General features: G+C 34.3%; 20 protein-coding genes and 2 pseudogenes. 19 read left to right on the top strand and 3 right to left on the bottom strand.

All coding sequences use genetic code 11. The features are described from left to right. Positions 1-3: 3 nt before the first annotated feature. Positions 4-222, top strand: a pseudogene (locus NQ558_RS09655) (radical SAM mobile pair protein B); the annotation flags it as partial. A 267-nt stretch (positions 223-489) separates the two neighbouring features. Here NQ558_RS09655 and NQ558_RS09650 read toward each other — a convergent pair. Next, positions 490-609 (bottom strand): IS3 family transposase, encoded by a 120-nt coding sequence (locus NQ558_RS09650; RefSeq protein WP_412098420.1) that lies wholly within the window; start codon positions 607-609, stop codon positions 490-492. A gap of 266 nt (positions 610-875) precedes the next feature. Between NQ558_RS09650 and NQ558_RS09645 the strand changes: the two genes are divergently transcribed. The 3 genes from NQ558_RS09645 (at position 876) to NQ558_RS09635 (ending at position 2,192) form a co-directional block, all read left to right on the top strand. Beyond that, complete coding sequence (locus NQ558_RS09645) at positions 876-1,400, top strand: hypothetical protein (protein WP_040446824.1); 525 nt, start codon at positions 876-878, stop codon at positions 1,398-1,400. Positions 1,401-1,618: 218 nt separating this feature from the next. After that, the gene (locus tag NQ558_RS09640) at positions 1,619-1,744 is read left to right on the top strand and encodes a hypothetical protein (RefSeq protein WP_259907481.1); all 126 of its coding nucleotides are present in this window, start codon (positions 1,619-1,621) and stop codon (positions 1,742-1,744) included. A gap of 244 nt (positions 1,745-1,988) precedes the next feature. After that, positions 1,989-2,192 (top strand): hypothetical protein, encoded by a 204-nt coding sequence (locus tag NQ558_RS09635; protein WP_005361778.1) that lies wholly within the window; start codon positions 1,989-1,991, stop codon positions 2,190-2,192. A gap of 210 nt (positions 2,193-2,402) precedes the next feature. Here the strand turns inward: NQ558_RS09635 and NQ558_RS09630 are convergent, their stop codons facing one another. Further along, complete coding sequence (locus NQ558_RS09630; RefSeq protein ID WP_278183938.1) at positions 2,403-2,489, bottom strand: ATP-binding protein; 87 nt, start codon at positions 2,487-2,489, stop codon at positions 2,403-2,405. A gap of 124 nt (positions 2,490-2,613) precedes the next feature. Between NQ558_RS09630 and gloA2 the strand changes: the two genes are divergently transcribed. The 15 genes and pseudogenes from gloA2 to NQ558_RS09555 all read left to right on the top strand — a co-directional run. After that, positions 2,614-2,991 carry an SMU1112c/YaeR family gloxylase I-like metalloprotein gene (gene gloA2 / locus NQ558_RS09625; RefSeq protein WP_005361784.1) on the top strand — a complete coding sequence of 126 codons (378 nt, stop codon included), beginning with the start codon at positions 2,614-2,616 and terminating at the stop codon, positions 2,989-2,991. 91 nt (positions 2,992-3,082) lie between these two features. Then, positions 3,083-3,346, top strand: a complete 264-nt coding sequence (locus tag NQ558_RS09620; RefSeq protein WP_040446827.1) for a hypothetical protein — start codon at positions 3,083-3,085, stop codon at positions 3,344-3,346. A 146-nt stretch (positions 3,347-3,492) separates the two neighbouring features. Continuing rightward, the gene (locus NQ558_RS09615; protein ID WP_005361785.1) at positions 3,493-5,820 is read left to right on the top strand and encodes a transglutaminase-like domain-containing protein; all 2,328 of its coding nucleotides are present in this window, start codon (positions 3,493-3,495) and stop codon (positions 5,818-5,820) included. Between the two features lie 6 nt (positions 5,821-5,826). Continuing rightward, positions 5,827-6,051 carry a hypothetical protein gene (locus NQ558_RS09610; RefSeq protein ID WP_156774976.1) on the top strand — a complete coding sequence of 75 codons (225 nt, stop codon included), beginning with the start codon at positions 5,827-5,829 and terminating at the stop codon, positions 6,049-6,051. Positions 6,052-6,267: 216 nt separating this feature from the next. After that, on the top strand, positions 6,268-6,570 hold the full coding sequence (locus tag NQ558_RS09605; protein WP_005361787.1) for an AbrB/MazE/SpoVT family DNA-binding domain-containing protein: 303 nt from the start codon (positions 6,268-6,270) through the stop codon (positions 6,568-6,570). 78 nt (positions 6,571-6,648) lie between these two features. Continuing rightward, positions 6,649-6,891, top strand: coding sequence for a type II toxin-antitoxin system PemK/MazF family toxin (locus NQ558_RS09600; RefSeq protein ID WP_242652132.1), 243 nt, complete (start codon positions 6,649-6,651; stop codon positions 6,889-6,891). 193 nt (positions 6,892-7,084) lie between these two features. After that, positions 7,085-7,234: a hypothetical protein gene (locus NQ558_RS09595; RefSeq protein WP_259907474.1), complete on the top strand. Its 150-nt coding sequence runs from the start codon at positions 7,085-7,087 to the stop codon at positions 7,232-7,234. Beyond that, complete coding sequence (locus NQ558_RS09590) at positions 7,201-8,121, top strand: hypothetical protein (protein ID WP_005361792.1); 921 nt, start codon at positions 7,201-7,203, stop codon at positions 8,119-8,121. Before NQ558_RS09595 ends, NQ558_RS09590 begins: the two co-directional genes overlap by 34 nt. Positions 8,122-8,298: 177 nt before the next feature. Beyond that, positions 8,299-8,976, top strand: coding sequence for a response regulator transcription factor (locus NQ558_RS09585; protein ID WP_040446829.1), 678 nt, complete (start codon positions 8,299-8,301; stop codon positions 8,974-8,976). After that, positions 8,976-10,496 (top strand): sensor histidine kinase, encoded by a 1,521-nt coding sequence (locus NQ558_RS09580; RefSeq protein WP_005361794.1) that lies wholly within the window; start codon positions 8,976-8,978, stop codon positions 10,494-10,496. The genes NQ558_RS09585 and NQ558_RS09580 overlap by 1 nt, the downstream gene beginning before the upstream one ends. Continuing rightward, complete coding sequence (gene hisH / locus NQ558_RS09575; RefSeq protein WP_005361795.1) at positions 10,497-11,102, top strand: imidazole glycerol phosphate synthase subunit HisH; 606 nt, start codon at positions 10,497-10,499, stop codon at positions 11,100-11,102. Between the two features lie 20 nt (positions 11,103-11,122). Further along, complete coding sequence (gene hisF, locus NQ558_RS09570; protein ID WP_005361796.1) at positions 11,123-11,884, top strand: imidazole glycerol phosphate synthase subunit HisF; 762 nt, start codon at positions 11,123-11,125, stop codon at positions 11,882-11,884. An 18-nt stretch (positions 11,885-11,902) separates the two neighbouring features. After that, entirely contained in the window at positions 11,903-12,781 is an 879-nt protein-coding gene (locus NQ558_RS09565) for a diacylglycerol/lipid kinase family protein (RefSeq protein ID WP_005361799.1), read from the top strand. A gap of 113 nt (positions 12,782-12,894) precedes the next feature. Further along, positions 12,895-13,569: a uracil-DNA glycosylase gene (locus tag NQ558_RS09560; protein ID WP_040446831.1), complete on the top strand. Its 675-nt coding sequence runs from the start codon at positions 12,895-12,897 to the stop codon at positions 13,567-13,569. A 47-nt stretch (positions 13,570-13,616) separates the two neighbouring features. Further along, positions 13,617-13,826, top strand: a pseudogene (locus tag NQ558_RS09555) (P-loop NTPase family protein); the annotation flags it as partial. An 88-nt stretch (positions 13,827-13,914) separates the two neighbouring features. Here NQ558_RS09555 and NQ558_RS09550 read toward each other — a convergent pair. Next, positions 13,915-18,150, bottom strand: coding sequence for a 2-hydroxyacyl-CoA dehydratase (locus NQ558_RS09550; RefSeq protein WP_005361807.1), 4,236 nt, complete (start codon positions 18,148-18,150; stop codon positions 13,915-13,917). Positions 18,151-18,287 lie beyond the last annotated feature (137 nt).

Raw genomic sequence — 18,287 nt, 5'->3', positions numbered from 1 at the left:
GCCACACTAGATGAAAATTTCAAGAACGATATGGATTCTGCTTCGAGCATTGAGCACCGTATCGCTGCTATGAAGCAGGTATATGAGGCAGGTATCCGTACAGTATGTTTCGTATCCCCGGTATTCCCAGGTATCACGAATTTTGAAGCAATCTTTGAGCGGGTAAAGGATCAGTGCAATCTGTTCTGGCTCGAAAATCTCAATCTTCGAGGCGGTTTCAAAAGTTAATATTTAAAAAATTTGGAAGTAGGTATTGAAAAGAAGATAAAAAGATAATAAACTGAAGATAAATGTGGGGCGGACGAAAAAGGGATGAAAAATACATAATTAGAAAGCATAATGCATCAAACTTCTGAAGCAGGAATAGAAGTTTGGTGCGTTTGTTTTATAGAACGAAAAAATTTAATTAAATGGGAGGAGAAGATTTATGAAACACAAAGTGGTGCTATGTCAAGATTTAGCACAAAATAAAATGAGAAGTTCTGTCAGCTAAGCAGCCAGCAGAGATTTAACCCTCTCATACAATTTTTCAAATTCGTCAGGTGACATGTAATCACAGTGACTATGAATTCTGACAGTGTTATAAAAGGTTTCGATGTATTCAAAAATCAGGTTGTATGCGTGTCTGTAATTCTAAATGTTAAAACGGTTAAGCCATTCCCTTTGTACTTCGGATTCGTAATTGCCTGAATCGTACTAATTGGAATAGGTGTTGGTGCAGTCATTGGTGCAACAGTAGGAAGTATATACGGTTATAAGACTGCAAAAAAATTAAATATTGCAAAAAAATAATCAATGGAAATTAGTAGTAAGATATGCAGTTGTTAATGGAATAATAAAAATTGCAGATGCGTGGATTAAGACGAGGTAATATTATGAGTGTGTATGATGATGAAATTTTACAACAATACGAGCAAAAACAAAAATGGGGGAAATGTATATCCTATTTAACATCTTTAGTTGATGAAACAAATTTTTTAGATGTTAATATAAGAATATTTATAGAATGTTGGTATGTTTTATCGAATTGGGATTGTTTTATAGCAGTAGAAAACAATCATATGTATATATTCTCACAAAATTTAAAAAAAGCATATGATGTAATTTTGAATGCTAAAAATAATACATTAGGAAAGACAATTATGGGATATTGTATTTCTTCTACACCATTGGTTTTTGATTTCTTAGAAGGAGACTATTGTGTGATAGAAAAATATGGAAATCAGTTGATAAGAGAGGAGAAAAAGAATAATTGCTTTGCAATGTTTTTAAATGAGTTCGAAAAAAAAGAAGTTATAGAAGAAAATCTTCTAAAACAATGTAAAAAAATATTTATAGGAAATTCTGAGAGTGTTAACTATTTTTTTGAGTTGATTAATGATTATAAAAGATGTTATTAGAAAAAGCACTACTAGAAAAATGGTTAAAGTATAACGTAAATTGTACAATTAAGAGCATAAAGCACTATAAATAAAGAGCTTTATGCTCTTATTTTTTTTGCAACAGCAAAAAAAGTGTACAATTTACAAATGAAATTTTAGTGTCAAATGCAGAAAGGAATCAACATATTATTTTATGAGATAAGAAAGAAAACTGGCGAAATTCCATAAAAAAAAGAATGAAAATAAAGGAAGGTGTCACACTTGAATTAGAAGGTGACTCAGTTTTAATCGAATCCTTTGTTTTAAAGGAAGAGGTAATAATATATGTAACAACTTCTTATTATTGGCGTAACCTGATTTAAAAAATAAAAACAATTGCAAAAACAAAAAAGAAATGCTAATATATGAGTGTATTTTTTTTATTGATTTCCCGAAGTTGAAGGGAAATGTTGTGAGTAGAGCCTTAATTTGATAGGCTCGAATTGTAGCTGTCTGAATTGAAGACAGACTTATTTCAGAAGGATTCGCCGACGGGCGATATGGCTAGCATAACAGAGGAAAGGGTGACTATTAATAGTCGCCCTTTTTGTAAAAGAGGTGTTTATTATGGAAAAGCTTAAGCTAGATTTTGAAATCCCTGATTTTTTGGAAGAGGACATTGAATCCATGGTTAAGTCAGTGAATAACAAGGAAAGCATAGTGGACTGTTGGCAGGATACCATAAGAGCAGACTTAAATTGCTGTGACGGTACACTTACAGATGAACAAATTAAATTGTTGCGTGATTATTATTATGTAAGGGAGTGGTAAAACGCTAATTGATTTTTCGAAAGAAGCCCTGACAGTTCCAAATAATTATCTGGGAGCAGACAAGAAAAAAACGATAATATATAAAGGCGAAAAGTATCTTTTGAAATTTTCAACGTACAATGGATTTCAGCAAAACAGTCTTGCAACATCATATTCAAATATAAAGTGTCAAGGATTAATGTACAAAAAATATTATATAAAAAGGTACAATTAATCATTTCCTTTGATATGATTCTTAAGTCTGTATGAACGTCCGGATATTGTTACCACATGGGTATGATGTAGAACCCTATCCAGTTACATATATCAGTTCATTATAAAATGCTTATGTTTTTGTCTTGACAACTGAACCACTATACGTTACTGTGATAAAATGTGAGAAAAATATATATCAACATATAAAAAACGGAGGAAGAGAGTTATGTTCGATACCATTCATCATATTGCAATCATTGGAAGCGATTATGAACAATCAAAACATTTTTATGTGGATCTGCTTGGATTTAAAATAATTAGAGAGAATTATCGAAAAGAACGTGATGATTACAAGATTGATATGGCATGTGGGCTGCAGGAAATAGAACTTTTTATCATAAAAAATGCTCCAGCTCGTGTAAATTATCCAGAAGCATTGGGATTACGCCATCTGGCATTTAAAGTGGAGAGTGTAGATGATACAGTAAAAGAATTGAATGGGAAAGGAATTGAAACTGAGCCGGTCCGTCTGGATGATTATACCGGAAATAAAATGACATTTTTCCATGATCCGGATGGACTTCCACTGGAAATTCATGAGTAGAAAATAGTGAGTAAAATATTCTTGCTTCAAGCATGTAATTTAATATTCTTACACTGATGAGACGAGTGCATATGCTGCGGCAAAGAAGGCAGTGACAGACCAACTTGAAAACATCAAGAACACTTACAAGGCATGGGAGTATGCAGAAAACATAGCCAATCCATATGATGATGAAATTTACTGGAATCTTGCAACATATCTAGAGAAGTTAGGAAGAGAAGCGACATTTTCTATTCTCTCAAAAACAAGGACGATAACTAAATATGCAGAAATCGATAAAGATGATGCACAGAAGGTCTATGCCAAGAATAAGGACATAGTAGCCTCAGATGAAGACTTTTTTGTGGAAAAATAGTCAATACTAAAACATTTCATTAAAGAGTGTAAACAGGGTGAAGAAGTTCATTCCTGTTTACACTCTTATATGTTTACAAAAGTTACTGTTTTTTTATATGTAACTGTTAAAATATAAATAGAAAAAGAATATCGGAGGTAGAAAAAATGAGAAAAAAACTTATTGCAGTGGCATTATCCATAAGCATAGCTTTAGGGGGAATCAACAGCACAACAACATATGCCGATAGTAAATTAACGAAAGTAAATATTTTACAAAAAAATGGTGATTCTTACACTTTGGAAAACTACGTTTCTTCACCAGAGGAAGCACAAAAACTTCAAGAATACTACTTCTTAAATAACATTTCAGGACCATATAAAATAACAATTGATGCAAAATATTATGAGAACTGGTTAGAATATGATGCCTATCATGAAAGTATAGATTTTTTTGCAAATAATGCATTTAGAGATAAAATTGATAACGGAATAGGTTTCTACTGTAATACTAGCGGTGGTGGCGTTAGAAACAATTCTTCTGAAAATGAATTAATTATAGACGGAAATGGAAAGAAATATATTGTTTTAAACTTGGAGAATTACAAAGTTGACAAGTTTATAACTTATTTTACAGAAATGCAGGAAGTGAAGAAGAAATTTCTTGCAACAGTACCAAACCTTGACGAGATGAGCGAGTATGAAAAAGTACTGAAAATATTAGAGTTCATGCATTACATCAAGTATGGCAAGGATGAAAATGGCAGAACAATCAATGACGCATACACTGCACTGGTAAAGGGAAAGGCTACGTGTACAGGTTTTGCAGAGGCATTTAACTTCCTTGCAAGCTGCATAAACATGGAATCCGTGGAAATTGGAAACCCGGGAGTACATTCGTGGAATGGAGTAAAGGTTTGTGGAAACTGGTTTGAGGTTGAACCACAGAGCAAAAACAATTCTTCTGTAAATGATGCCACACGAAACATAAACATGACTAAAGTACTCAGAGGCTCAGAATACATGTCAAACATAGACAGAGCTCATCAGGAAGGGGATAAAAGAGACATACTTCCTGTAAGCAAAATTGATTACATGGACTACAAGGGCCACACGTTTACAAGTCACGTCATCAAGTGGAATGGAGACAAGGCAACATTCTACAGAACATGCAGTGAATGCGGGGAATATGAAAATGATGGTTTTGTAATGACTTCATCAAAGCCATATTTCTATCATTTGGTAGACCGAGAATACATTGGCACTGATTGTGATGTAACAAAGGTTTCAGAAAAGAAGTGTGGTGATGCCACAGTTACAAAGTATGAGGCAACAGTTACGGTCGACGGAAAGACCTACACATCAGAGCATACAGAGATTGATGGAGAATGTAATCATGTGGTAAGGGACAGTGACATTAAGACGGTAAAGAAAGCCACCTGCTCTGAAGAAGGAGTAATTGAAAAGACATGCGAAATATGTGGTTATACCTGGACTGAAAGCACACCTAAGACTGGGCATTCATACATTACGGTTAAAACAACTTCAGACACCTGTGAAGACAAGAGTGTTTACAAAGTTCATAAGTGCAGTGAATGTGGTGAGGTAATTGGAACATCAAAGAAGATGTATTATTCAGCTCATGATTATGAGTTTACAAGTCACAGTAAGGTTGCAACCTGTACTGAAAAGGGAGAGGACCTGTATACCTGCACAATCTGTGGAAAGACGGAAACAAGGGAAGTTCCAATGGTAGCGCATGAAACAGAGCTTAGAAACTATAAGGCTGCAACCTGTACTGAGGATGGATATACAGGTGATGAAACCTGCATTAACTGTGGAAAGGTAATTTCCAAGGGAAAGAAAACTTATGCCACGGGTCATTCATATGTTGACACACTTGAAACTGTCTATGAAACAGATATGTCAATGGGACTTACATATAAGTATGCATATGTAATAGACAGAGTAACATGCAAGAAGTGTGATTTTGAAATGATTGATGGACAAACAGAAAGCAAACTTGTGTGCTGGATACTTGCAGACGGAACAGAAGTCAGCAAGGAAGACGGATATGAATATGAGTACGTAACGGACAAGAATGGTAACCTTGTGCCGAAGAAGATAGACCACAGTGTAACACAACCAACTTCAAGACCATCAATAAGTCCCACAATTTATGAAACAGGTGACTACACGGATGTTGAAGACACAACAAAGTCTGTTTCAAAGGTACCGGCAAAAGTAAAAGTAAGTTCTGCAAAAAACTTAAAGGGTAAGAAAATCGCTATAAAATGGAAAAAGGTGAAGAAAGCCACGAAGTACCAGGTCAAGGCAGTACTTGGAAGTAAAGCAATAACAAAAACAACCACAAAGACTTCATATACCATTAAAAAGCTCAAAAGAAAGAAAACATACAAAATTTATGTGAGAGCATATAACAAATCAGGATATGGCAAATGGAGCAATGCAAAAAAAGTTAAAGTTAACAAATAAATGTGTATGACAAACAACTCACCCTCTTTCTGTTGCCAGATTAGGAGAGACAACACAAAAGATTTTATATTATATAACGTAAATGTTTTTGTCAGGTCAGATAATACAGTTATCCTTGAAGTAAAATGGGATAATGATGCTGACGGAACACTAACAGCAATGTTTAGTGAAAACGATACTGAGCAAATGGTATTTACACTTGTATTAGTTATCATTAATGCAAAAAAATAACGCCCTTGCCGTGTTCAAAGTGTAGGACGTTATTTTTAACTCAAACATAACCGGCAGTTAGGTTTTATCTAACTTTCAGTTCCTTGTTTAAGTTCATTATAGCATATTGCTAGTATTGTTCAACTAGATTTTCTCGTTATAAAAATACTAAAAATAAGGTTATGAATTTTTTATTGACAATGTATATACTTTTTTAAAAAAACGGAGGAATTTAATATGATGTCAAATGCTATGGAACAAAAAAGCTTTACTACTCAAACAGCTGTAAAAAAATGGGGAAATAGTCAAGGATTACGATTATCAAAAGAAATAACTAATTTAATGCATTTAAGAGAAAATGACAATGTGGAGATTAACATATACAATGGGGAAATGGTTATTAAGAAAATTAAATATCCAAAATATACTAATTTACAAGAAAGGTTAGAAGCTTTCTATCAAAAACCAATTGATGAAATCTATGTAGAAAGTACACAAGAAGTAGATGTAGGAGCTCCTAAAGGTGATGAATATTGGTAACTTTTGAACAAGGTGATATTATTATTATGAATTTTAACCCTTAGCAGGGTCATAAAACAAAATGGAAGACGACCAGCATTGGTCGTCAGCAACACTTTATTAAATGAGCATAGCTCATTAATTATGGTTTGTCCTATTACAAACACTGATAAATCACATCCTTTTCATGTGAATCTTGACGATTCCACAAGTGTAAAAGGTGTGATATTAGCGGATCAGGCAAAGATGTTAAACGTAAGAGCAAGGGATGCAAGATTCGTTGAAAAATGTCTAGAATATATCTGGATGGAAGCAATAGAAATTATTAAAAATTTTCTTTAAAAAAGATAATGAGTAATCCCAGACTTTACAAGGCGTTAGTTTTAACTAGCGCCTTTCTCTTTCAATGTAATTAAATAATGTTGCCAAGTAAACTTATCAACAACTTTTGCAAAGTTTAATTGGAAGACTAAGGATAGTGCTGTAAGTAATATATTTAAGCGAAGGAAATATGTTGTTTAGTGGAAAGTGTGGTATGATATATTTAAATTTAGTTAAAGAATGGAGGCAACATAAATTGCATTTTAGTTATTGCCCGTATTGTGGCTCAAAACTTATTGGAAAAGAAATCGGAGATGAAGGAAGTGTGGCATGGCAATTAGTGAAGAAGGTTATAGAAAAATGATATATTTTCATCTTCCGGGCTTGTTTGAATTTTATGATTTTTATAGTGTGTTTTTGCCCTTGTTTAGAGAACATAGAGAATATTTTTATGATTGGTGTGAAATTGGTTCGATATACGGTGCCCCGGCAGACTGTCTTTGGGGCGGTGGTCGTGCAGGTTTTGGAGAGTGCAATGCTAAAGTTGTATTAAAACTTATGAATGAATACAACATTTCTCCAAGGCTTACATTTAGCAATTCATTGTTAAGAGAAGAGCATCTTTCAGACAAGAGGTGCAACGATTTATGTGAAATGTTTTATAAAGAAAGCAAAGTGCAGAGTGGCATAATTGTACATTCGGATTTACTTTTGAATTATTTGAAAAATAAATATCCGAATTTTTATTTTGTATCATCAACCACAAAAGTAATAACGGATTTTGAAGAGTTTAAAAGCGAAGCTGATAGGAAAGAATTTAGTTATGTTGTACCGGATTTTCGATTAAATAAAGACTTTGAAAATTTAGAAGGATTAACTCAGACTCAGAAAAATAAAGTAGAGTTTTTGTGCAACGAATGTTGTTGGTTTGGATGTAAGGATAGGAAGAACTGTTACGAAGCTGTAAGCCGAAAAAACTTAGGAGAAAATCAAAAGGAGCATATATGTAAGTCACCTACCGCTGAAAAGGGGTATCGCTTTTCAGAAGCAATGAAAAATCCGGGATTTATAAGCATAGGTGACATTGAAAATAAATATGTTCCTATGGGATTTTCTAACTTTAAAATTGAAGGCAGAAGTCTTGGAAGTGCGCTGATATTAGAATTTTTATTGTATTATATGACAAAGCCTGAATATCATATAAATGTTAGGGAAGAAATATATCTGGATAATATGCTTGATTTATTTTAAATGTAATACAAAAAAGATTCAGAGTAGTTCATTAAATATACACAGATTATTGATTTAATATATGTATAAGAGATAATTAATACAATCACCCAGAGAAAAAAATCAACGTGTTTGCAATAAATTTTTCTCAGGGGATTAGGTTTTGCCAATTATCTAAAAATGCTGTGGAGGAATATTATGAAACAATTAAAGATTCTTGTTGTAGATGATGAAGATAGAATGAGAAAGCTTGTAAGAGACTTTCTTGTAAGAAAACAATATGAAGTAGTGGAAGCATCCAACGGTGAAGAAGCCGTAGATGTGTTCGTGGAGAGTAATGATATTGATCTTATTATTTTGGATGTTATGATGCCTAAGATGGATGGATGGGAAGCCTGCAGGGAGATTAGAAAGATTTCTAAGGTTCCAATTATTATGCTGACAGCAAAGAGCGAGGAAAGTGATGAGTTACTTGGTTTTGAACTTGGAGTTGATGAATATATATCCAAGCCTTTCAGCCCAAGAATTCTTGTGGCAAGAGTTGATGCAATCCTTAGAAGAACTAATAATATAGGTCAGGATCAGATTGAACAGGCCGGAGATATTGAAATAAACAAGGCGGCTCATATTGTTACAGTAAAGGGTGAACCTATTGAACTTAGTTTTAAGGAATTTGAATTGTTATCATATTTCATACAAAATAAAGGAATTGCTTTATCAAGAGAGAATATTCTTAATAATGTATGGAATTATGATTATTTTGGAGATGCAAGAACTATTGATACCCACGTTAAAAAACTAAGAAATAAGCTTGGAGAATGTGGCAAATACATAGTTACAATTTGGGGCATGGGATACAAATTCGAGGTTAACTAATGAAGGATATAGATAAGAATAAAATGAAACATACCATCGGTTACAAGATGACCGTAATTATAGTGGCAATCATGGGATTATCCCTGATTGCTGCTAGTATATTTAGCAGCTTTTTCTTAAGCAAGTATTATAAGAAAACAAAGCAAGATTCTATTAAGAAAGTTTACAATGAGTTTATAAAAATAATCCAAGATGATGAAAATCTTAAGGATAGCGACAATATTTCAACGCTGAATAATATTTGTGAAAAAGCCGGTGCCACAATGATTGTTGTAGATAGTGCGGGAGATTCTGTTTATGACTATGGTGCAGGAAAAATGCTTGCAGACCGTTGGCGTGATATGATTTTTGGTAGTAATATTAAGCAGAAAGAGGAACCAAGGGTTATTGAAAAGAACGACAAATATACAATTCAGTCTACGGTAGACAGATTTTCGGCCAATCAATATTATGAATTGTCAGGAGGACTGGCATCAGGCAATTATGTAGTTATAAGAATGTCAGTTGAAAGCTTTAGGGAGAGTATTGCCATTGCCAACAAGTTTTATTTAGGTGTTGGAATATCACTTATTCTTGTTACAACTTTAATTATTATTTGGATTACAAGAAAATATACACAACCTTTATTACAATTGGCTGATATTTCCAAAAGAATGTCAGAACTTGATTTTAATGTTAAGTATGAAGATGACCGTGATGATGAAATCGGTATTCTTGGAGAGAGCATGAATGAAATGTCTGACAAGCTTGAAACAGCTATTTCGGAACTAAAGTCTGCCAACTTGCAGCTTCACAAGGATATTGCAAAGAAGGAAGAAGTAGATGAGATGAGAAAAGAATTTATTTCAAATGTTTCTCACGAATTAAAAACACCTATTGCACTTATTCAGGGTTATGCAGAGGGACTTCAGGAAAGTATAAGTGATAATCCGGAGGATATGGATTACTACTGCGATGTTATTATTGATGAAGCTGGCAAGATGAATAAGATGGTTAAGAATCTTCTTACATTAAACCAGCTGGAGTTCGGTGACGGAAGTGTAAATATGGAAAGATTTGATATTATATCTGTGATTGCAGGAGTAATTCATTCTATGCAAATTAAGGCCAATGAAAAGCAGGTTAATATTGAATTTAATCAAATGGAACCTATTTACGTTTGGGCAGATGAGTTCCAGATTGAAGAGGTTATTACTAATTATTTAAGTAATGCTTTAAATCATGTTGACGAAAATAGAATAATTAAAGTGAAAATTCAGGAAAAAAATGGTATAGTAAGAGTGTCTGTGTTTAACACAGGAAAAAATATTCCTGAAAATGAGCTTGATAATATTTGGATCAAGTTCTATAAAGTTGACAAAGCAAGAACAAGAGCTTATGGTGGCAACGGTATAGGATTATCTATAGTTAAAGCCATTATGGACAGACACGAAAAGAAATGTGGAGCAATTAACAGACCGGATGGTGTTGAATTTTGGTTTGAGCTTGATTGCAAATCATTAGAGAAAGGGACTGAATAAATGATAGCAATTATTGACTATGATGCAGGCAACATTAAAAGCGTGGAGAAGGCATTTCAGTATATAGGAGAAGATACTGTAGTATCAAGAGACAAGGAGGTTATTCTTTCAGCAGATAAGGTAGTTCTTCCGGGAGTTGGTTCTTTCGGAGATGCAATGGAGAAATTGAGAGATTATGATCTTATTGATACAATCAATAAGGTTGTGGAAAATAACACACCTTTTCTTGGAATATGCTTAGGACTTCAGCTTTTATTCGAAAGCAGTGATGAAACTCCGGGAGTGGAAGGACTTGGAATTTTAAAAGGAAAGATTCTTAGAATACCTGACAAGCCGGGATTTAAGATTCCACATATTGGATGGAACTCTTTGGAACTTACTAATAACGGAAGATTATTTAAAGGCATTGAAGAACAGTCTTATGTTTATTTTGTACATTCATATTATTTGGAAGCAGAAGATGAGCAGATAGTTAAGGCTTCAACAGATTATATTACACATATTCATGCATCTGTTGAAAGTGGTAATGTTTTTGCATGCCAGTTTCACCCTGAAAAGAGTGGTGATGTAGGACTTCAGATTTTAAAGAATTTTGCGGCATTATAATATAGATTTGGGAGAGAAATATGCATACAAAGAGAATTATTCCATGTTTGGATGTAAATAACAATAGAGTTGTAAAAGGTACTAATTTTGTGAATTTAAGAGATGCAGGTGATCCTGTTGAAGTTGCAAAAGCTTATAACAAGGCAGGAGCGGATGAACTTGTATTTTTAGATATTACTGCGTCTTCTGACCATAGACATACTGTTACGGATTTGGTAAGAAGAGTGGCAGAACAGGTTTTTATTCCGTTTACTGTTGGCGGAGGAATTAGAACTGTAGATGATTTTAAGGAACTTTTAAGAGAGGGTGCTGACAAGATTTCAATTAATTCATCAGCTATTATGAATCCTAATCTTATAAGTGAAGCGGCTGACAAGTTTGGAAGTCAGTGCGTTGTAGTTGCCATTGACGCTAAGAGACGTGAAGATGGTAGCGGCTGGAATATATACAAGAACGGTGGACGTGTCGATATGGGCATGGATGCTGTTGAATGGGCAATGAAGGTTGATAAACTTGGAGCAGGAGAGATTTTGCTTACAAGTATGGATTGTGACGGAGTGAAGCAGGGCTATGACATTGAACTTACAAAGATTATAGCTGAAAATGTTTCTGTTCCTGTTATTGCTTCAGGTGGAGCCGGAACTATGGAGCATTTTTATGATGCATTAACAGAGGGAAAGGCTGACGCAGCTCTTGCAGCTTCATTATTCCATTACAAAGAATTAGAAATTAATGATTTAAAACATTATTTAGATGGTAAGGGAGTGCCGGTACGTTTGTAGAAACGTAGATACTTAAAGATGAAATATTATTTTATTATTAATCCTAACAGTGGAAAAATAGACACAAATCAGTTTGAACAGAGAATTTTAAAGGAATGTTCAAAAGAAAAAATTAAATACAAAATATTTTATACACATAATGCAGGGGATGCAAAGAAGTTTGCAAAAAAAATACCTGATGAAGAATGTGTTGTTTTTTCTGTCGGTGGAGATGGCAATTTAAATGCAGTTCTAAACGGGTTGGCAGGTTCTAAGAACAAGATTCTTGGAAATATTCCAACAGGCAGTGGAAATGATTTTGAAAGAACACTTAGCCAATATGATGACGGAATACATGATTTTGATTTTGGAATTATTAATGGAAGACATTTTATTAATGTTGCCTGTGTAGGACTTGATGCTGATGTGGCTAACAATATTTCATGGATTAGGAAGAAGAAATGGATTCCGGTAAGCCAGCGCTACAATGCCAGCATTTTGTATACTTTTATTAAATATAAATTTAAAAAAGTAAAAGTACAGATAGACGATAATCAAAGTTTTGAAAACCAATGCACAATACTTGCCATATGCAATGGTCAATATTATGGTGGAGGTTTTAGAATGGCACCCCACGCTACACTTGACGATGGATTATTTGATGTATATTTTGTGGAAAAAATGCCAAAGGTTAAGGTTTTACCATTGTTTGTAAAACTGCTAAGCGCAAAGCATGAAAAATCTCCGAAGATTAAGAAATATCAAGGGGAAAAAGTGGTTATTGACAGCGATAAGAGATACACTTTTAATGTTGACGGAGAAATGGTAACGGATACTCATTTTGAAATAGAAATGAGAAAAAATGCAGTAAAGGTTTTCTGCAATAAGGAATTTGTGGAAAGAATAATAGGAAAGTAACAGAACAAAGTTTTAATGTAGATACACTGGTTAGGGTGTAATTTAACAAAGATAATATGAAAAATAATACCAATTATCAATAATGAAGGTAATATTGAAACGAGGAATAGAAAATGTCAATGATAGATAACGATTGGCTTGTGCCTTTAAAGAAGGAGTTTTCAAAGCCATATTATAAAGATTTATTCGAGTTTGTAAAAAATGAATACAGTACTACAGTGGTATATCCGCCTGCAGATGATATTTTTAATGCATTTCATTTTACACCTCTTAAAGATGTAAAAGTTTTGCTTTTGGGACAGGATCCATATCATAATGTGCATCAGGCTCATGGTTTGAGTTTTTCTGTTTTGCCGGGTAACGACATACCTCCTTCACTTAAAAATATTTATCAGGAATTGCATGATGACTTAGGTTGTTATATTCCTAATAATGGATATTTAAAGAAATGGGCAGACCAGGGAGTGTTGTTGCTTAACACAGTTCTTACTGTAAGAGCCCATCAGGCTAACTCTCATCAGGGAAAAGGATGGGAACAGTTTACAGATGCAGTAATTGAAGCTGTAAATGCTCAGGACAGACCTATAGTTATCTTTTTGTGGGGCGCACCTGCCGGCAGAAAAGCTAAGATGTTAACTAATCCTAAGCATTTGGTCTTGAAAGCACCACATCCAAGTCCATTGTCAGCATATAGGGGATTCTTTGGCTGCAAACATTTCAGCAAGGCAAACGAATTTTTAAAGGCTAACGGTGTTGAACCTATTGACTGGCAGATTGAAAATATATAGTTGAAAAGATATTAAATAAATATCATCATTGCATAAGTAGAAACTATCTGTGCAAGCTAATAAACAGAGAAAGCAACATCCTTCTTCTTGACGAGCCGACAAACCACCTTGACGTAGATGCAAAGGAGGAATTAAAGCGTGCTCTTATGACATATAAAGGCAGTGTTTTAATGGTGTGTCACGAACCGGACTTCTATGAAGAATGGGCAACAGACATCTGGGATGTAAGCAAGTGGACAACAAAAATAGATATGTAAAAATAAAAGGGCTATCCATCGCGGTAGCCCTTTTATAAAATATTAAAATACTAATATATCAATTTATTCAATTCTAAACCTATAAAGCCTATTTCTTCCCAATCTTTTTGTTTGCTGTTGCAAGCATTAACTTGATACGGTTAAGTTGGTTAACTTCACTGGCACCAGGATCGTAGTCAACGGCTACGATGTTTGCTTCAGGATGCTGTGCACGAAGTTTCTTAATAACACCCTTACCAACGATGTGGTTAGGAAGACAAGCGAAAGGCTGTGTACAAACAATGTTTGGAACACCGTCGTGGATTAAGTGAAGCATTTCACCTGTTAAGAACCATCCTTCACCAGTCTGGTTACCTATTGAAACAACATCTTCAGCCATTTTACTCATTTCCCAAATATCAGCAGTAGGAGTAAAGTGCTTACTTTCTATAAGAGCTTTCTTTGCAGAACCTCTCATCCATTCAATAGCTTTAATTCCAAGGTTATTCATTCTAATAATACTCTTGTCAAAACCTAATTTTTCAACCTTAAATGTTGCATTTCTAAATCCATAAAGGAAGAAGTCAACAAGGTCAGGCATAACAGCCTCGGCACCTTCTGATTCAAGCAATTCAACTAAGTTATTGTTAGCTGTAGGAGAGAACTTAACAAGAATTTCACCTACAATACCAACTCTAGGTTTCTTAATGTCTTTTACAGGAATAGCATCGAATTCTTCAACAATCTTCTTCATATTCTTCTTGAAACGATGAATTCCAAAACTATTATCTGAAAGCTCTTTGCAAAGCTTGTATTCCCATTTTTTATGTAAAGCATTAGTTTCTCCAGGATTAACTTCGTAAGGTCTTGTTCTGTAAACAACACGCATAAACAAGTCACCATAGAGGCAGGCTTCAACAGCTTTTAGTGCAAGCTTTGGAGTGATTTTGAAACCGCTATGATGTTCAAGTCCACTTAAACTTAATGACAATACAGGAATTTGGGACATACCGGCTTTTTCCAAAGCTCTTCTTATAAATCCAATATAGTTAGTAGCACGACATCCACCACCTGTCTGAGAAATAACTACGGCAGTTTTGTTCAAATCATATTTGCCGGAAAGAAGAGCATTCATTATCTGACCAACAACTATAAGAGAAGGATAACATGCATCATTGTTAACATATTTTAAACCTGTGTCAATACATGATTTGTTACTTTCCATTACCTCAAAATTATATCCGCAAGCATTAAATGCAGCCTGTAACATTGTGAAATGAATTGGACTCATCTGAGGACAAAGAATAGTATAATTGTCATCACGCATCTGCTTAGTAAATTCAACTTTATTAAATGATGAAGGCTGAATGTAACGTTCAAAATGATTTTCGCTACGTTCCCTAATTGCAGCAAGTAAAGAACGAACTCTGATTCTTGCAGCACCAAGGTTGTTAACTTCATCAATCTTTAATACTGTGTAAATCTTTCCTGATTTTGTAAGAATATCACTTACACAGTCTGTTGTAACTGCATCCAAACCACAACCAAAAGAGTTTAACTGAATCAAATCAAGATCATCTCTTGTTTTAACAAAGTTTGCGGCTTTGTAAAGACGTGAGTGATACATCCACTGGTCAGAAACAATTAAAGGTCTTTCAACATCAGCAAGATGTGAAACTGAATCTTCTGTAAGAACAGCAAGACCATATGAGTTAATCATTTCAGGAATTCCGTGGTTGATTTCAGGATCAACGTGGTATGGACGACCGGCAAGAACAATACCTCTACGTCCTGTTTCTTCCATATATTTAAGAGTTTCTTCACCCTTTTTCATCATGTCATTACGTGAAGCAATAAGTTCATCCCATGCTTTGTGAGAAGCACTCTTAATTTCATCTTCTTTAATGCCAAGAGCTGTAAATTCTTCAACAAGTCGTTTTGTAAGAATTTCTTCATTTGTAAATGCCATAAAAGGATTCATAAAATTAATTGAAGAATCTTCTAAAGCTTCAACGTTGTTCTTAATATTTTCAGCATAAGATGTAACAATAGGACAGTTGTAATGGTTGTTAGCATCAGGTGTTTCATTTCTCTCATATGGAATACATGGATAGAAAATAAATTTTGCACCGTTTTGTAATAACCACTCAATATGTCCATGAGAAATCTTAGCAGGATAACATTCAGATTCACTTGGAATTGATTCAATACCCATTTCGTAAATCTTATGTGATGATTTAGGAGAAAGCATTACACTGTATCCTAATTCTTTAAAGAATGTTGCCCAAAATGGGAAGTTTTCGTACATATTTAGAACTCTTGGAATACCAACAACACCTCGTGGAGCGTTTTCAGGAGCCAAAGGTTCATAATCAAACATTCTATGATATTTATATTCAAAAAGGTTTGGAATGTGGTCTTTGTTCTTAACACCACCAATACCTTTCTCACATCTGTTACCACTAATAAATCTACGTCCGTCAGAGAATTTATTAATTGTAAGAAGACATGCGTTAGTACATCCCTTACATCTTGTCATTGAAGTAGTGTAATCAAAAGATTCTAACTGTTCCAATGAAAGGATAGTAGTTTCCTGTCCTTTATATCTTTCTTTTGCAATAAGAGCAGCACCGAAAGCACCCATAATACCTGCAATATCCGGGCGAATAGCTTGGCAACCTGCAATTTTTTCAAAACTTCTAAGAACTGCATCGTTGTAGAATGTACCACCCTGAACAACAACCTTACGTCCTAAATCCTTTGCGTCAGAAATTTTAATAACTTTGTATAAAGCATTTTTTATAACTGAATAAGCAAGACCTGAAGAAATATCTGCAACAGTAGCGCCTTCTTTCTGTGCCTGCTTAACATTAGAGTTCATAAATACAGTACATCTTGTACCAAGGTCAGTAGGGTTACTTGCAAATAAAGCTTCCTTAGCAAAATCCTGAACAGAGTAATTTAATGATTTGGCAAAAGTTTCAATGAAAGAACCACAACCTGAAGAGCAGGCTTCATTAAGCTGAACGCTGTCTACAGAATTGTTTTTGATTTTAATACATTTCATATCCTGTCCGCCAATATCAAGAATACAATCAACCTGTGGCTCAAAGAAAGCTGCTGCATGATAGTGGGCTACCGTTTCAACTTCACCTTCATCAAGCAATAAGGCATTCTTAATAAGAGCTTCACCATAACCTGTTGAACATGAACGTACAATGTGTGCGTCAGAAGGAAGTTTCTTATAAATATCCTTAACGGCATCAATAATAGTCTGTAAAGGATTACCGTTGTTACCACTATAGTATGAGTAAAGAAGAGTTCCATCCTCGGCAACCAAAGCAGCTTTAGTTGTAGTAGAACCTGAATCAATACCTAAATAGCAATTGCCTTTGTATGTAGCAAGATCTCCCTTTTTTACACAGTCCTTATTGTGTCTTTCAGTAAATTCCTTATATTCTCTTTCGTTATTAAATAAAGGATCAAGACGTTTAATTTCCATAGACATCTTTATACCTTTAGATAACTGTTCATATAAATCAGAAATGTTAACTTTTACATTTTCAGAATGGTTAAGAGCAGAACCGATTGCAGCAAACAAATGAGAATGTTCAGGTGCAACAATATGCTCATCATCTAATTTTAAAGTTCTGATAAATGCATTCTTTAATTCAGGTAAAAAGTGAAGTGGTCCACCAAGGAAAGCAACTGTTCCACGGATAGGTTTACCACAGGCAAGACCTGAAATAGTCTGGTTAACAACAGCCTGAAAAATAGAAGCGGCTAAATCTTCTTTAGTAGCACCTTCGTTAATTAAAGGCTGAATATCTGTTTTTGCAAAAACACCACAACGGGCAGCAATAGGATAAATAGCCTGATAATTCTTGGCATATTCATTTAAACCGCTGGCATCTGTCTGTAAAAGAGAAGCCATCTGATCTATGAAAGAACCTGTACCACCGGCACAAATACCATTCATACGCTGTTCAATACCGTTAGTGAAATAAATAATCTTTGCATCTTCACCACCAAGTTCGATGGCAACGTCAGTCTGAGGTGCATAATCTTCAAGGGCTGAAGCTACGGCAACAACTTCCTGAACGAAAGGTACTTTCAAATGATTTGAAAGGGCAAGTCCACCTGAACCTGTAATCATTGGTGATAATTCTATATTTCCTAATTTGTCTTTAGCTTCTTTAAGAAGAGAAGCCAAAGTTTCCTGAATGTTTGCATAATGTCTTTTGTAATCAGAAAAAACAACATCATTATTCTTGTCAAGGATTGCAATTTTTACTGTGGTAGAACCGATGTCAATACCAAGACTGTAATATTCTAATTCATTCATTTTTTTCCTCCTAATGCCTTAATAAGCCATTAAAGCACTTATAATTGAAATCTAATCATTAAAATCAGTAAAGTTATTACAATGATTTTAATTAAAAATTTTAGTTCAATAACGTATCTTTTTCATATTTAATAAAA

It is taken from the genome of Eubacterium ventriosum (assembly GCF_025150745.1).
GTDB classification, from domain to species: Bacteria; Bacillota; Clostridia; order Lachnospirales; family Lachnospiraceae; genus Eubacterium_G; species Eubacterium_G ventriosum.
The sequence above is the reverse complement of the archived record's forward strand: the minus strand, read 5'-3'. Positions and strand labels throughout refer to the sequence as shown.

What these genes read in the sequence shown, in the direction of transcription:
- NQ558_RS09645 (WP_040446824.1), top strand. Translation starts at nt 876, where the DNA reads ATGAGTGTGTATGATGATGAAATTTTACAACAATACGAGCAAAAACAA.
- NQ558_RS09640 (WP_259907481.1), top strand. Translation starts at nt 1,619, where the DNA reads ATGAAAATAAAGGAAGGTGTCACACTTGAATTAGAAGGTGACTCAGTT.
- NQ558_RS09635 (WP_005361778.1), top strand. Translation starts at nt 1,989, where the DNA reads ATGGAAAAGCTTAAGCTAGATTTTGAAATCCCTGATTTTTTGGAAGAG.
- gloA2 (WP_005361784.1), top strand. Translation starts at nt 2,614, where the DNA reads ATGTTCGATACCATTCATCATATTGCAATCATTGGAAGCGATTATGAA.
- NQ558_RS09615 (WP_005361785.1), top strand. Translation starts at nt 3,493, where the DNA reads ATGAGAAAAAAACTTATTGCAGTGGCATTATCCATAAGCATAGCTTTA.
- NQ558_RS09610 (WP_156774976.1), top strand. Translation starts at nt 5,827, where the DNA reads ATGACAAACAACTCACCCTCTTTCTGTTGCCAGATTAGGAGAGACAAC.
- NQ558_RS09605 (WP_005361787.1), top strand. Translation starts at nt 6,268, where the DNA reads ATGATGTCAAATGCTATGGAACAAAAAAGCTTTACTACTCAAACAGCT.
- NQ558_RS09595 (WP_259907474.1), top strand. Translation starts at nt 7,085, where the DNA reads ATGATATATTTAAATTTAGTTAAAGAATGGAGGCAACATAAATTGCAT.
- NQ558_RS09590 (WP_005361792.1), top strand. Translation starts at nt 7,201, where the DNA reads ATGGCAATTAGTGAAGAAGGTTATAGAAAAATGATATATTTTCATCTT.
- NQ558_RS09585 (WP_040446829.1), top strand. Translation starts at nt 8,299, where the DNA reads ATGAAACAATTAAAGATTCTTGTTGTAGATGATGAAGATAGAATGAGA.
- NQ558_RS09580 (WP_005361794.1), top strand. Translation starts at nt 8,976, where the DNA reads ATGAAGGATATAGATAAGAATAAAATGAAACATACCATCGGTTACAAG.
- hisH (WP_005361795.1), top strand. Translation starts at nt 10,497, where the DNA reads ATGATAGCAATTATTGACTATGATGCAGGCAACATTAAAAGCGTGGAG.
- hisF (WP_005361796.1), top strand. Translation starts at nt 11,123, where the DNA reads ATGCATACAAAGAGAATTATTCCATGTTTGGATGTAAATAACAATAGA.
- NQ558_RS09565 (WP_005361799.1), top strand. Translation starts at nt 11,903, where the DNA reads ATGAAATATTATTTTATTATTAATCCTAACAGTGGAAAAATAGACACA.
- NQ558_RS09560 (WP_040446831.1), top strand. Translation starts at nt 12,895, where the DNA reads ATGTCAATGATAGATAACGATTGGCTTGTGCCTTTAAAGAAGGAGTTT.
- NQ558_RS09550 (WP_005361807.1), bottom strand. Translation starts at nt 18,150, where the DNA reads ATGAATGAATTAGAATATTACAGTCTTGGTATTGACATCGGTTCTACC.